This window comes from Fictibacillus sp. 7GRE50, assembly GCF_015903875.1.
GTDB lineage: Bacteria > Bacillota > Bacilli > Bacillales > Fictibacillaceae > Fictibacillus > Fictibacillus phosphorivorans.
On sequence record NZ_JACZDW010000004.1, the window covers coordinates 590039 to 604078 of the forward strand.

At 36.8% G+C, this 14040-nt stretch carries 12 protein-coding genes; all 12 read left to right on the top strand.

Features of this window, described 5'->3' with window-relative positions:
• Positions 1–51: 51 nt before the first annotated feature.
• On the top strand, positions 52–1383 hold the full coding sequence (locus IHV12_RS18295) for a cytochrome ubiquinol oxidase subunit I (protein ID WP_197191755.1): 1332 nt from the start codon (positions 52–54) through the stop codon (positions 1381–1383).
• Positions 1384–1395: 12 nt separating this feature from the next.
• Positions 1396–2409, top strand: a complete 1014-nt coding sequence (locus IHV12_RS18300) for a cytochrome d ubiquinol oxidase subunit II (protein ID WP_197191827.1) — start codon at positions 1396–1398, stop codon at positions 2407–2409.
• An 11-nt stretch (positions 2410–2420) separates the two neighbouring features.
• Positions 2421–2525, top strand: coding sequence for a cytochrome bd oxidase small subunit CydS (gene cydS, locus IHV12_RS23150; protein WP_425590179.1), 105 nt, complete (start codon positions 2421–2423; stop codon positions 2523–2525).
• A 46-nt stretch (positions 2526–2571) separates the two neighbouring features.
• Positions 2572–4299 (top strand): thiol reductant ABC exporter subunit CydD, encoded by a 1728-nt coding sequence (cydD, locus tag IHV12_RS18305; protein WP_197191756.1) that lies wholly within the window; start codon positions 2572–2574, stop codon positions 4297–4299.
• Positions 4296–6002: a thiol reductant ABC exporter subunit CydC gene (gene cydC / locus IHV12_RS18310; RefSeq protein ID WP_197191757.1), complete on the top strand. Its 1707-nt coding sequence runs from the start codon at positions 4296–4298 to the stop codon at positions 6000–6002. The genes cydD and cydC overlap by 4 nt, the downstream gene beginning before the upstream one ends.
• Before the next feature lie 266 nt (positions 6003–6268).
• Positions 6269–7615: a PepSY-associated TM helix domain-containing protein gene (locus IHV12_RS18315; protein ID WP_197191758.1), complete on the top strand. Its 1347-nt coding sequence runs from the start codon at positions 6269–6271 to the stop codon at positions 7613–7615.
• Positions 7616–7816: 201 nt separating this feature from the next.
• Complete coding sequence (locus tag IHV12_RS18320) at positions 7817–8815, top strand: ABC transporter substrate-binding protein (RefSeq protein ID WP_197191759.1); 999 nt, start codon at positions 7817–7819, stop codon at positions 8813–8815.
• Between the two features lie 65 nt (positions 8816–8880).
• Positions 8881–9864 carry an ABC transporter substrate-binding protein gene (locus IHV12_RS18325; RefSeq protein ID WP_197191760.1) on the top strand — a complete coding sequence of 328 codons (984 nt, stop codon included), beginning with the start codon at positions 8881–8883 and terminating at the stop codon, positions 9862–9864.
• Between the two features lie 69 nt (positions 9865–9933).
• Complete coding sequence (locus IHV12_RS18330; RefSeq protein WP_231620792.1) at positions 9934–10965, top strand: FecCD family ABC transporter permease; 1032 nt, start codon at positions 9934–9936, stop codon at positions 10963–10965.
• Positions 10962–11744, top strand: coding sequence for an ABC transporter ATP-binding protein (locus IHV12_RS18335; protein ID WP_197191761.1), 783 nt, complete (start codon positions 10962–10964; stop codon positions 11742–11744). Before IHV12_RS18330 ends, IHV12_RS18335 begins: the two co-directional genes overlap by 4 nt.
• Before the next feature lie 266 nt (positions 11745–12010).
• Positions 12011–13402: a PepSY-associated TM helix domain-containing protein gene (locus IHV12_RS18340; protein ID WP_197191762.1), complete on the top strand. Its 1392-nt coding sequence runs from the start codon at positions 12011–12013 to the stop codon at positions 13400–13402.
• On the top strand, positions 13395–13904 hold the full coding sequence (locus tag IHV12_RS18345; protein ID WP_197191763.1) for a FixH family protein: 510 nt from the start codon (positions 13395–13397) through the stop codon (positions 13902–13904). Before IHV12_RS18340 ends, IHV12_RS18345 begins: the two co-directional genes overlap by 8 nt.
• Positions 13905–14040 lie beyond the last annotated feature (136 nt).

A 14040-nucleotide genomic window follows, 5' to 3' on the forward strand; every position in this document is an offset into this window, starting at 1 on the left:
CTAAACTGCTTAATACAGAAGATTACTGTAAAAGTAAAAGGAGGAAGTACTTTGTTTGATTATGATCCAGTTTTATATAGTAGGATTTTGACAGGTTTGACACTTGCTTTTCACACCATATTTTCTACGCTTGGTGTTGGAATACCACTCCTCATTGCTTTAGCAGAGTGGATAGGAATACGTCGTAAAGATGAGCATTACCATCTGTTGGCAAGAAGATGGGCTAGAGGATACATTATTACAGTTGCGGTAGGAGTTGTAACAGGTACAGCAATCGCTCTTCAATTAAGTCTATTATGGCCAAAATTTATGCAAGTAGCGGGACAAACGATTAGTCTTCCGTTGTTCTTGGAGACATTTGCGTTTTTCTTTGAAGCCATTTTTTTAGGTATTTACTTGTATACTTGGGATCGTTTTAAAAATAGGTTGTATCATCTCTTATTACTGATTCCTGTAGCGCTAGGAGCAACATTATCCGGTTTCTTTATCACAACTGTAAATGCATTTATGAATGCACCTCTTGGCTTCAAGCTAGAAAATGGTGTTTTGACGGGGATTAACCCAGTGTTAGCCATGTTTAATCCGGCAACTCCGACAAAGATGGCTCATGTGCTATCATCTGCTTATTTGACATCAGCTTGTGTAATAGCAGCCATAACCGCATTTATGATTTTAAAAGGGAAACAGCATGTCTACTACAAAAAAGCATTACACCTTTCTATGACTGTAGCATTTGTTTGTGCATTAAGCACAGCAGTTATAGGAGACTTGTCAGGAAAATATTTAGCTGAATATCAGCCGGAAAAACTGGCTGCGGCCGAGTGGCACTTTGAGACAACTAAGGAAGCTTCGCTCATTTTGGGTGGCATTTTAGATGAGAACAACGATGTGAAATATGCTCTTGAGATTCCTTATGCCTTAAGTATTCTCGCTCATGCAACACCAGATGCAGAAGTAATCGGACTTGAAGAGTATCCTAAAGAAGAATGGCCGCCTTTGATTGTTCATTACTTCTTTGATCTTATGGTAGGAATCGGTATGTTTCTTGCATTCATTTCTTTTATCTACGTTTTTATGAAGTGGAGAAAGAAGGCTAATGAGCTAAATAGACCACTTTTATGGTTCATAGTTAGTAGTGGACCTCTCGCGATGCTTGCGATCGAAGCTGGATGGTTCTTTACAGAAGAAGGAAGGCAGCCTTGGATATTAAGAGGCTATATGACTACAGCAGAGGGAGCAACTTCTTCAGGTTATGTAGATATAATGCTGTATTTGTTTATTGGATTATATTTGATTTTAGCCATTTCAGCAGTAACCGTTCTACGTAGAACCTTTAAAGCAAATCCGGCTGAACGTGAACTAGATAAACGGGGAATGGAATAGGAGGAGAGTATGATGAACTTTGAAATCCTTGGAATCACGGTTCTCTGGACATTCTTATATGGATATCTTATTGTTGCATCTATTGATTTTGGTGCTGGATTCTTTAATTATTATTCAACCGTTACGGGCCGTGCCCCTATCGTGAAAAAAGTGATTAATCGTTATCTATCACCTGTTTGGGAGGTCACTAACGTTTTTTTAATCTTCTTTTACGTGGGACTGATTGGATTTTTCCCTTCACTTGCGTTCTATTATGGAACAGCCCTTTTAGTTCCTGGTAGCATTGCAATCATATTAATTTCGCTGAGGGGAGCATATTACGCTTTTCATCACTATGGACATCGTGAAAGCAGCTGGTATCAGTTTTTATATGGAGCAACTGGACTATTAATCCCTGCTTCTCTTTCCGTTGTACTCACCATTTCAGAAGGCGGATTTATTAATGCTGAGGCTAACAATGTTCGTTTGGAGTATGCAGACTTATTTTCAAGCTCTTATGCATGGTCTGTTGTATTTTTAGCAATTGTAAGTGTTCTGTATATATCAGCTTGCTTTTTAACCTACTATTCATACAAAGCAAACGACCATGGTGCATTTCAGCTTTTGAGAAAATATGCATTGTTTTGGAGCCTACCAACTATACTTGCTAGCTTGCTCGTATTTTTATCGATGAGGGTGCACAACCCTGACCATTTTTACAAAATGCTAGACTTGTCATGGTTGTTTGCTCTATCGTTCTTATTTTTCACAGGAGCTGTGTTTTTAATTTGGAAGAAGAAAAAACTGGGTAGTGCTTTCATTTTAGTCATGCTTCAATTTGCTGCAGCGTTCTATGGATATGGAGCCGCGCATTTGCCTTATGTGTTATACCCGTATGTAACAATCTATTCCGGGTTTACGAATGAAACAATGGCTATTGCGCTAACTATCGCGTTCATCGCTGGGTTGGTACTGTTAGTGCCTTCACTATATTTATTATTACGTCTATTTTTATTCAATAATGATTATGTGAAGGGTAAAAAATAGGAGGGTCATCTATGCATACATTCTTAATAATGGTTGCACCGGTTTTAATAATTGTCTTTACTCTAGCGGGTCTGTTTGTTTGGGGAGCATTCGGAAAGTCTCCTTACGAAAAATAGTCTCTAAACTTAATCGTTACAATCAAGCATCGTAAAGGAGTTAGCGATGAAACAAATTAGGAAAATGGCATTTGAACAGAAAAAGTGGATTAGGCGAATTTCTCTTTATGCAGTGTTAACTGGTTTGGCGATGGTTTTACAAGCCTATTATTTTGTAAATGTGGTGGAATCGGTATTTTTGAAAAGTGCCTCATTTACAGATGTTATTTCTGACTTGATAATCTTGCTCACAGTATCGTTCATACGAGTACTTGTTATGTATAGGGGTAGAAAATCAGGAATCTCTTTAGCATTGGATGTTAAGAACAAACTTAGATCTGACCTTTTGAAGAAACTATCCAATAACCCTATACAGACTTCACTTAGTGGACAGACAGGCAGAAAAGTTAATATGGTTCTGGACGCAGTCGATGAAATGACTCCGTATTTTAGTGTGTATATACCGCAGATGCTACAAACGATTATCATTCCTTTGATTATTTTGATTGCTGTGTTTTCTCAACATATGATATCAGGCTTTATTCTACTAATCACGGCTCCATTTATTCCATTGGCAATGGCGCTGACAGGAATGAAAACAAAACAAAAGTCAGAAGAACAACTTGAAAAGCTATCTATGTTTTCAGGACACTTTCTAGATGTACTTCAAGGACTAGTAACACTAAAGTTATATGGGCGTTCAAAAGTACAAAAATTAGAAATCGAAAAAAGCAGCATTGAAATTCGCGATGCTTCTATGAAGGTCCTTAAGATAGCCTTTCTTTCTGCTCTTTCACTGGAGTTCATTTCCATGCTAAGTATAGGGTTGATCGCGTTTGAATTAGGACTTCAAATAGTCGTTTTTAAATCAGTATTATTTTCAGCAGCTTTCTTCATCTTGATCCTTGTTCCTGATTTTTACTTATTACTAAAAGAATACGGAAGTGCTTTTCATGCTGGTAAGGGAAGCAGTGGAGCAGCAAAGGTGATTTTTAGTGAGCTTGAGAAAGAAGAACAAGGTGTCAAATGGGGGAAGCACCCTTTCCATGGTTCGTCTCTAAACATTTCTCTTGAAAATACTACATTTTCATATGCTGAAAGTTCTTTTTCACTGAAATCTATAAATATGGAAATACATTCGCATCAAAAAATAGCAATAGTTGGTCCGAATGGGTCTGGAAAAACAACACTTCTTCATATACTCGGCGGCCTGTTAGAAGCAGATGAAGGAAAGGTGTTGATTAATGGAAAGGAACGAAATCGTTATGATGAAAAAAGTTGGTTTGAACAGATAAGTTATATTTCTCAAAGTCCCTATATATTTTCAGGTACGATAGCTGAAAACATATCGATCGGCAGCAGTAAAAAAGTAGATATGGTAGAAATTAGAGCAGCTGCAGAGAGTACAGGGTTATCTTCAATGATTGAATCATTAGAATCTGGTTACAACACGATCATAGGTGAAGGTGGTCGAGGTCTATCAGGTGGAGAGAAACAAAGACTTGCTTTGGCAAGAGCGTTTGTGAAAAGACCAAAGTTCATTCTTTTTGATGAACCTACTACAGGTCTGGATCTGATGACAGAAAGTATCCTGCAGCAATCTATAAATGAGCTTGGAGAGAACGCCACCATCGTTACTGTAGCTCATAGATTAAACACAATAATAGATGCAGACCAAATTTATTTTATACAAAACGGAAAACTTATGGCGCGAGGTACACATGATGAATTAATCATGCAGAGCGACTCTTACCGAGAAATGATTACTATAAGTAGGAAGGAGGCAGTAACATGAAAGACTTAGCTCACATAATTCAAATAATGTGGAGAGAGAAGAAAGATATCTGGTTAACAATTCTTTTTGGTTTTTTGGCGGGAATGCTTGGTTTTTCTATGTTTGCTTCTAGTGGTTATTTAATTTCTAAAGCCGCTCTGCTTCCTCCGCTGTATACATTAACAGTTATGTTAGGACTCTTAAAGTTGATAAGTATTTCAAGAGCTTTAAGTAGGTATGTTGAACGTTTAGTTTCACACCGAGGAACATTTTCTATTTTAAAAGAAATAAGATCTTCCTTTTTTGAAAAAGTCGAGCGATCAATTCCTAGTATTTTGAATAAATACAAAAGTGGAGATCTTTTGGCAAGAATTGTCGGAGATGTAGAGAGCATGCAAAATTTCTTTCTTCGAGTGGTTTACCCACCTATTGTTTTTATTCTTGTTTTTTTGAGTGCCATATTCTTTATGTCGTTTTATTCAGGGTATATGTCACTTTCCCTCTTGATAGGGATGATCGTTTCAGGAATTATTGTTCCGGGATTTTTTGCTTGGACTCAAAAAAAGAAGGAATCTAATATAAGAAATACGAGAAATGAGTTTTCAACAGAGGTTACAGAATTTCTCTACGGATTTAGAGACTTGAAAATGTACGGTATAAATGAGGAGAAAGCAGCGAATCTACAGACTCTTTCAAGGGACTTAACGAACGAACAAGCTCATATCGACAACCGATCAAATTGGACTCAATCCATTAATTATGCTGTATCAGCATTGATAAGCTGCTGTGTATTAGCAACAGGTGCATATGAGGTAGCACAAGGTAATCTTGATGGGATTTATCTAGCAATGCTTGTAATGATTTCATTGAATGTATTTGAATATGCTGTACCTATGGCGGCATTTCCTGTCTATGCAGAAGAAAGTAGAAGGGCAGCTTCGCGTCTTCATGAAACTGTTAACAAGGAACCTGAGAAGGAAGTAAGCGATATTGAAATTAGCAATTTGTCACATTCTATTGAACTAAAAAATGTGAAGCTTTATTTTGAGCCTGTAATTCCTATCTTGGATAATATATCAATTTCGTTTGCAGCAGGTTCAAAAACAGCTATTGTAGGTCCTTCTGGTTCTGGAAAATCCACTTTGCTTATGCTGCTTATGAAATTGTACAGTCCTGATAAAGGAGAAATTACTGTAAACGGAAATCCCATTCAAGAAATAGAGAGCGAAAGCTTATGGCGAAATATGAGTATTGTTTTACAGGAGAACCATTTCTTTTTTGGAACAATTCGTGAAAATTTACTAATATCTAATGAAAATGCAACAGATAATGAAATGGAATCAGCTCTCCTTGATGTTGGGTTGCAATATAAGAATCTCAATGAAAGGATACAAGAAAAAGGAAGTAATCTATCAGGCGGTGAAAAGCAAAAACTTGCGATTGCTCGAGTGCTTTTGCGTTCTAGTGGGTTATGGCTTTTAGATGAACCTATGTCTTCTATAGACATGTTAGCCGAACAAAGTATATTAAATAAAATTTTTGAGAAGGCAAGAAATGATACGGTCATACTTATAAGTCATAAGTTAAAAAATCTTGAGCAAATGGATCAGATTATTGTAATGGATAGTGGTAGGATTGTTGAGGCGGGATCATTCGAGCAACTCTTGTCAAGAAAGGGCTATTTTTATCAATTAAGAGAAATAGAGAAAAATGTTATAGTGTAAGAATTGAATTGTAAGTTCTAACAAAGATATTTTAATACATGGATTGCAATATTTAAAAAATGGGCAACCTTTTCGAAAGATTTTTCAAGAAAAGGGTTTGTCCATTTTTCTTATTTAACATTTAAATATCACCCATTGGAGGGATGGCAATAAAAAATGTGTCGCTTATACTCGTAGTTGGGCTGAATAATACAAAAATTGTAACTTTATGCAGCTTGAAACAGCGGATTTTCCGTTATATGTAAACAAATTAGAAGGAGATTGCCATGAATAATAATACTTTTAATCCATTTCGAAGACTTCATTTTTATGCTGCATGGTTCATTACACCGCTATTAATAACATTAACTCTTTCAGGGATTGGCTTTCTTTTCTATCCTGAAGTTGAGAGTTATCTGTATGAAAAAGAATTTTTTGGAATGAGTGAAACAAAAGAAACTCAAAGCATGGACGAAGCCATCAAAGAAATTAGTGCAAAATACGAAGGATATTCCATCGGCAAGATTAGCATGATGGAAGAACCTTATAACAGCCGAGTGACCATAAGTAACGAGAATGGTGATTCACGAACGATATTCCTAGATGACAGCAATCAAATTGTTTCTTCACAAGATCCGAGTAATACATACTCTTACTTTATGAGAAACTTCCACAGTTCTCTTTTAACGGAAAGTACATTCATGCGTTATTTAGTGGAATTGACAGCTTGTTGGACAGTGTTTCTTATCATATCCGGAATATATATGACATTTAAAAAGAAATTACTTGCTAACAAAAACAAATCCAAATCATTAAAATTTCAAAAAGCACACGCGATTTTGGGAATTGCACTTGCAATTCCATTAATGGTAATTGTCATAACGGGTATTCCTTGGTCTGTATTTATGGGAAGCCAAATTGCCAAGTTCGGTCAAGAACACCCTGAGATTGGAAGAACTGAATTACGCTACACTCCTCCGCAATCGGATGTAGATGAGATTCCCTGGGCTACAAGAAGCCTGAATCAACCTGCTTCAGATGATAAAACAGAGGCTAACAATAATCTAAATAATCCTGGTCAGCAGAGTTTAGAATCTGTAATTGCTAAAGCTCAGGATGAAAAGATAAGCAGACCGTTTTCAATTGTATATCCTGCTGACGAGAAGGGCGTTTTTACGGTTTCAAAAGGAAGCAATACCGGTGTTCCAGGACTCGATGTAAGTCCATACGAGGAAACAACAGCTTATTTCGATCAATATTCAGGAAACGTAATTGCTAAAATAAACTTCGAAGATTACGGCATAATCGGTAAATGGTTTACATGGGGTATTCCACTTCATGAAGGACATCTATTTGGAATGCCTAATAAAATATTGAATTTAGTTGTCTGCATAGCGTTTCTTGGTGCAATTACGATGGGCTTTTTATCGTGGATGAGAAGAATGAAACAGGGCGAATCAAAGACACCTAGACGAGTTAATAAACAATGGTCTTTAGTTGCGATTCTAGCATTGCTAATACTGGGGATAATCATGCCTCTGTTTGGTATATCTATCTTGATCATATTTGTTATAGAAACTATCGTTTACTATTCTTCTAAAAATAAAAGAATTTCTAGTGAGTTATCAAAATAATAGAATTTATTTCTCGCTAAATCTGGTCAACCAGATTTAGTGAGAATATTAACTGTTTTTTAGAATAAATGAAAACGGTTTATTACTAATCGGCGGCCATTGATAGGATGTTAACATGTTTGATATTGCTGGCTCAATCTTGTTGTTATGTACACATATCAAAGCGTAACAATAAACTTTTTATATGAATGGAGGCTAAAAATGAAATTAAAGAGATGGCAACTTTTAAGTGTAATTTTTGCAATCTTGTTAATTTTCGCAGGATGTAGTCAAGAAAAAGCTGAAAATAAGCAGTCTGATAGGAGTCAACCAAAAACAAAAGAAGAATCAACAAAGACTATAAGCTTTCAAGATTCTACAGGAGAGAAAATAGTATTAAAGGAAACACCAAAAAGAGTTGTCTTACTTAATACACAACTATATGAAATCTTCAATGATTTGGGGGGAAAGCCAGTTGGCATTTCTACAGTACCAGAACTGAAAATACCTGAAAATGCTAAGGCAGCAAAGCAGCTTGGAATGATTAACGACATCAATCTTGAAGAAACGCTGAAATTAAAACCAGACTTGGTCATTGGACAATCTGTATTTCATGGAAAATTAAAAGAAGCGATGTACTCGTCAAATATTCCTCTTGCATTAACAGCAATTAACTCAGTAAATGATGTGAGAGAAAATGCAGAAATTCTTGGTAAGATCTTAGATAAAGAAAAAGCGACTGCAGAAAAGATAAAACAAATGGATCAAAGAATCCAGCGTGTTTTAGAAAAAGCACCAGATAAACAAGTTACCTACGCTGTCATTACAATGATGATGGATACCGTGTCCCTTCAGACTGACCGATCCATTGCACTTGATATAGCAAACTCATTTAAAATGAAGAACATCGCTGAAAGCTTAAAAGAGAAAGACTCAAAAGGAATGGGCAGTGTGCCATTCAGCATGGAAACTCTTGTGAATGAAGATCCAGATTATGTCTTTTTGATTGTTCATGGCTCCAAAGAGGAAGGACAACGAATGTTAAAAGATAACTTGGAATCCAATCAAGCATGGTCTTCTCTATCTGCAATTAAGAAGAATCAGTTTCGCTTTATTCCAGGTGAACTTTTTGTAAATAATCCTGGTCTATCTATGGAAAAATCATTCGAATATATGGGGAAAGCTGTATATCCTGAAGTCTATGGAAAACTTCCTGAGTAATCAATCGCTCGGATTAAATCGATAAACTCAATTAATGAAATAGTTATCATAAAGGAGATAAAAACATGAAGAATGGGATAAAACTTATAATCATCAGTTTAATCATGCTAGCAATGGTCAGTGGTTGTCAGAATGATACTCAGAAGGAAAGAGAGGGAAAGAAAGATAGCGCTGAGGTTAACCAATCAGCTGAGCCTTATCTTTCCTTTAAAGACTTTGATGGGGAACTCGTAACTTTAAAAGAAAAACCTAAAAACATAGTAATTTTGAAGGATGAGGTCCTTTATTCATTTTATCAAGTTGGGGGTAAAGCAGCTGGTATAACAAATGCATTTACTATAGATCCACCTGAGGAAGCTAAGGATGTTCCAAAAGTAGGATTCATGCACGAGGTTAATATCGAGAAGGTGTTTGCATTGAAACCCGATTTAGTTGTTGGTCAACGTTTTACACATGGTAATCTTAGAAAAACATTTAAAGAGGCTAACATTCCTTTTGCAAACCTTAACACGCAATCAATAGAGGACATTAGAAAAAACACACTACTTATGGGAAAAATCACGGGGAATGATAAAAAAGCTGAAAAACTTATCAATGAGATGGATTCAAAAATCAATCAAGTGATTGATCAGGTTCCAGATAAGAAGGAAAAGCCTACTTATGCAATCTTGACAGTTATGGGTGATGCCTCATTTATTGAACAGGGTCCGACAATATCGGTGGACATGGCTAACCAGTTGAAGCTACGAAATGTAACAGAATCATTAGATGGAGAAGTTATGGCAGGCTATATCCCGTTCAGTATGGAAGAGATGGTGAAGATTAATCCTGATTACCTGTTTGTGCTTTCTCATACAACGAATGAGGACGCAAAAAAGATGATAGATAACAATTATAAAAAGAATCCAGCATGGAATTCCCTTTCCGCTGTTTCAAATGACCAAATTTATTTTCTCCCAAGAGAAAAATTTGTCATGGCTCCTGGTGTCGATGTTGTGGATTCTTATAAATATTTGTCGGAATTGGTTTATTCAACCCAAACAAACTAATCTTGAAACTGGCTATTATTCTGCTTAAATACACCCACGTGGGAATGGAAGGGGCCAATTCAGAAGTTTATGGCAAACTTTCTGATTAAAACTATGAAGGTGAATAAGGGTATTAATAGAAAGATAGGATGGAAGCTTTCCGTCGTGGGACTTTTCTTTATCCTAGCAATAATCAGTGTAATGGTAAGTTTAGGATTCGGAGCGGTATCCGTAGATGCAAAGTCAATTTTGAGTATTTTATTTGGTTCTACTGATTCTCCATATTACACAATTATCTGGAATATAAGGCTTCCACGCACACTTGTAGCAGTGTTTGTTGGAATAAATTTAGCTCTTTCTGGTGCCTTATTGCAAGGGGTTATGCGTAATCCAATGGCTGATCCCCATATTATTGGAATCTCCTCTGGAGCTGGTTTATTTGGAATCACATTGTTACTAGTTTTTCCCGCGTTTTCCTATTTGTTGATTCCTGCTGCATTTATTGGAGCGATGATTTCGGCATTGCTCATCTATTTGCTTGCCTGGGACAAGGGAGTCTCTCCTATGAGGATTATTCTTGCTGGTGTTGCAGCCTCTGCATTTTTAAACTCCGGAGTATCGGCACTGTATACATTTTATAGTGATCGTATTCAAGGGGCTGTTTCTTTTATGATTGGAAACTTGTCGGCCAAAAGCTGGGGGCATGTAGAGATCATCGTTCCTTATAGTCTTATTGGATTAGTATTGGCTTTGCTTAGCGCTCAGCGGATGAACGTCTTACTACTTGGTGATGCTGAATCAAGATCGCTCGGACTAAACACTGAAGGCTATCGTTTGTGGTTTATTGCCATAAGTGCGCTGCTTGCTGCAAGTGCAGTAAGTATCGTTGGTCTACTAGGTTTTGTTGGACTAATTGTGCCCCATGCTGCAAGACTCCTCGTAGGAAATGATTATAGAATATTGCTTCCAGCCTCAGCTCTGCTAGGAGTGACCGTTCTGTGTTTATCTGACACAATCGGCCGTGTTGCCTTTGCGCCGATCGAACTTCCTGTTGGTATCATCATGGGGGTTATAGGTGCTCCATTTTTCTTATATTTGTTACGAAAGAAGAGAACGATATGACACTTGAAGCAAAGAATGTTCATATTGGATATCACGATAATGAGATTATTTCGGATTTAACGCTTCAATTTGAAGCAGGAAAGATCCATAGTATACTCGGACCGAATGGTTGTGGTAAAAGTACGCTGTTAAAAGCGCTTGGAAAGCAACTTCAAGCTTCTAGTGGAAAGATTTTATTTAAAAATAGTGAAATCAATCAGTGGAATAGGAAAGCTTTTGCAAGAGAGCTTGCTTTCTTAATGCAAGTTCATGAGAGTAACCCTGAAATTACGGTTAGACAATTAATTGAATATGGTCGTTTCCCTCATAAAAGGAAATTTGAACGGCTAAATCAAGAAGATCAGGCAATTGTTGATCAAGCCATTACACTTACTCATTTAGGGGAATTGTCTGAGAGAGCTGTAGATCGCTTGTCTGGAGGAGAACGTCAGAGAGCATGGATCGCAATGGCACTTGCTCAGCAGCCAACTGTTTTGCTGCTGGATGAACCTACGTCGTATCTCGATATCCACCACCAACTTGAGATCATTGAGCTAATTAAACAGTTAAATGTAGAACAGGGAATTACGATTATCTTAGTTCTGCATGATATTAATCAAGCGGCTATGGTTTCAGATCGAATGATTGTCCTTCAATCTGGACGTATTTATGATAGTGGTATCCCACAGAATGTCATCTCCAAGAAAATGCTGGGTGATGTCTTTAAAGTTGATGCGGAAATTAAAGTATCTGAAAAAGAACCGATTTCAATCTACAATTTTCAACTTCTAAAGACATGATAACTTTTTAAAAATGGAAACCGAGTGGTGATATTGTGCCTTCGGTTTTTTATTTTTTTATGAGCTTGCATAAATATCACCCATTTGAGTGATTACTTTACACTTAGTTTCAAATATACTCAAAAATGGTGATTTAGTTTATAACGTTTAATTTACACTTACTATACATTTGGATAATTGTTGAGATTCGCTAAGTTCACCTTTATTAATTTGGAGATTTTGAAACTTATTAATATTACATCTTGAAATACAGAATCGGAGGAAACATGAATAATATTCAGCGAGAAGAAACGTATGAAGTTAGTCAACCTACTCAGAATGAAGAACGATCAAGAACAAATTTTTACCGTACTATATGGAGATGGCATTTATATGCAGGGATTATTTTTGCTCCTTTTTTAATAATCCTTGCTATTACAGGGTCAGTTTATCTATTTAAGCCGCAGATTGAAAATATCATTTATCAGGAATATTATGAAGTAACACCAGAAGCTGATCGTATATCTGCGACAGATCAAATTGATTCTGTTAAAAATAAATTTCCTGACGCAACAGTTACACAATATCGACCAGGCGAATCAAAATCACGTTCTAGTGAAGTCAAGATTTCTACTGAAGAAACAACCTCAACCATTTTTGTTAATCCTTATACGGGGAAAATCATTGGGCAGTTATCAGATGATGATCGTATTATGAATAAGATTGAGGAGATACACGGGGAGTTAATGATTGGTACGACAGGTGACCGAATCGTAGAATTAGTAGCGTGTTGGGCGGTCGTCCTCATAGTTACTGGTTTATTCCTATGGTTCCCACGTAAGAATAAACAATTATCAGGAGTTCTGGTCCCTCGTCTTAGTCAAGGACGGAAGATACTTCGAAGGGACTTGCATGCAGTACCTGCTTTTTGGATTACTGCGGGTATGTTATTTCTAATTCTAACTGGTCTTCCTTGGTCAGGCTTTTGGGGTGCAAACTTTCAATCTATTGCTACAAATAATGGAGTGGGTTATCCACCATCTATTTGGGGTGGTGAAGCACCTGTATCTGCCGTTCAAACAAAAGATGTGGCCGAGGTTCCATGGGCAGCTGAAACTCTTGAAGTTCCGGAGTCCAAGGTGGAAGGTATTATTCCAGTATCAGTTGATGATATAGTCACAATTGCTGAACAGCAAGGAATGGATCCGTCTTTCTCAGTGAGTATCCCAAATGAGCCAACCGGAGTATACACGCTGTCAGCTTATCCAGCAAAAGCTGAAGACGAAGCAACGATTCATTTAGACCAATATTCCGGAGCAGTTTTAGCGGATTATCGATTTGAACATTACGGTATAGTTGGGAAAATTGTTGCACTTGGTATTACGTTACACAAAGGAACTCAGTTTGGTTTGATCAACCAATTCGTTAGTTTACTCATCTGTCTTGGAATCATGTTGGTTGCTGTAAGTGGATTTTATCTTTGGTTGAAGCGCAAACCTAAAAAAGGCACTGGCGCACCTAAAGGACCTAGCGCAAAAACAATGAAGTTATTTTTGTTTACCTTAATATTCTTGGGGATTCTCTTTCCTTTAGTCGGGCTATCCTTACTAGTCATTTGGTTGATTGATTGGTTAATTATTCAGAGGGTTTCATCAATAAGGAGGTTTCTAAATGCCTAACCAACCAATAAAAAAGAACATACATGTCTTAAGAGATTCATATTTCCTTATTGTGTTAGTTGTTGCATTTAGTAGTATCTTATCAGGGTGTTCGGTGAAATCTGATGCTGCGATTCAATACAAGCAAGAGAGACCACTGCTGGTTAAAATTGTTATTCCGAATGAATTCCAACCAAATCAGTCAGAGAAATTGGAAGCCATATTGACACAAGAGGGAAAAAGAGTCACTAACGCGGATTCTGTATACTTTGAAATTTTGAAAGCTGATGGTTCAATACATCATGACAAAAAATTGGCAACAGAAGAAGGTAATGGTGTGTATTCGTTAAGTGAAGGATTTGATCAGAATGGTCTTTATTATGTTAAGGTCCATGCAGAAAATGACAGCTCTACAGTAATTCCTAAAAAACAATTTGTTGTGGGTGAACTTTCTAAGCAAGATTTGGAAGTACTGAAGAAGAATAACGTAAAACTGAGTGAAGAAATGGAACACCATCACTAAGAATTATTAATACGAAAATGGGGACCGATGAATTCTATAAAATCATCGGTTCTTTTTTATGAGGCTATTTTCTAAGAGGATATTGTTTTTACCCTTTTTATTCTCTTCAACGGAAATATAATACTTTTGAAAGCAA

What these genes read in the sequence shown, in the direction of transcription:
- cydD (WP_197191756.1), top strand. Translation starts at nt 2,572, where the DNA reads ATGAAACAAATTAGGAAAATGGCATTTGAACAGAAAAAGTGGATTAGG.
- cydC (WP_197191757.1), top strand. Translation starts at nt 4,296, where the DNA reads ATGAAAGACTTAGCTCACATAATTCAAATAATGTGGAGAGAGAAGAAA.
- IHV12_RS18330 (WP_231620792.1), top strand. Translation starts at nt 9,934, where the DNA reads ATGGCAAACTTTCTGATTAAAACTATGAAGGTGAATAAGGGTATTAAT.
- IHV12_RS18335 (WP_197191761.1), top strand. Translation starts at nt 10,962, where the DNA reads ATGACACTTGAAGCAAAGAATGTTCATATTGGATATCACGATAATGAG.
- IHV12_RS18315 (WP_197191758.1), top strand. Translation starts at nt 6,269, where the DNA reads ATGAATAATAATACTTTTAATCCATTTCGAAGACTTCATTTTTATGCT.
- IHV12_RS18325 (WP_197191760.1), top strand. Translation starts at nt 8,881, where the DNA reads ATGAAGAATGGGATAAAACTTATAATCATCAGTTTAATCATGCTAGCA.
- IHV12_RS18345 (WP_197191763.1), top strand. Translation starts at nt 13,395, where the DNA reads ATGCCTAACCAACCAATAAAAAAGAACATACATGTCTTAAGAGATTCA.
- IHV12_RS18340 (WP_197191762.1), top strand. Translation starts at nt 12,011, where the DNA reads ATGAATAATATTCAGCGAGAAGAAACGTATGAAGTTAGTCAACCTACT.
- IHV12_RS18300 (WP_197191827.1), top strand. Translation starts at nt 1,396, where the DNA reads ATGAACTTTGAAATCCTTGGAATCACGGTTCTCTGGACATTCTTATAT.
- cydS (WP_425590179.1), top strand. Translation starts at nt 2,421, where the DNA reads ATGCATACATTCTTAATAATGGTTGCACCGGTTTTAATAATTGTCTTT.
- IHV12_RS18320 (WP_197191759.1), top strand. Translation starts at nt 7,817, where the DNA reads ATGAAATTAAAGAGATGGCAACTTTTAAGTGTAATTTTTGCAATCTTG.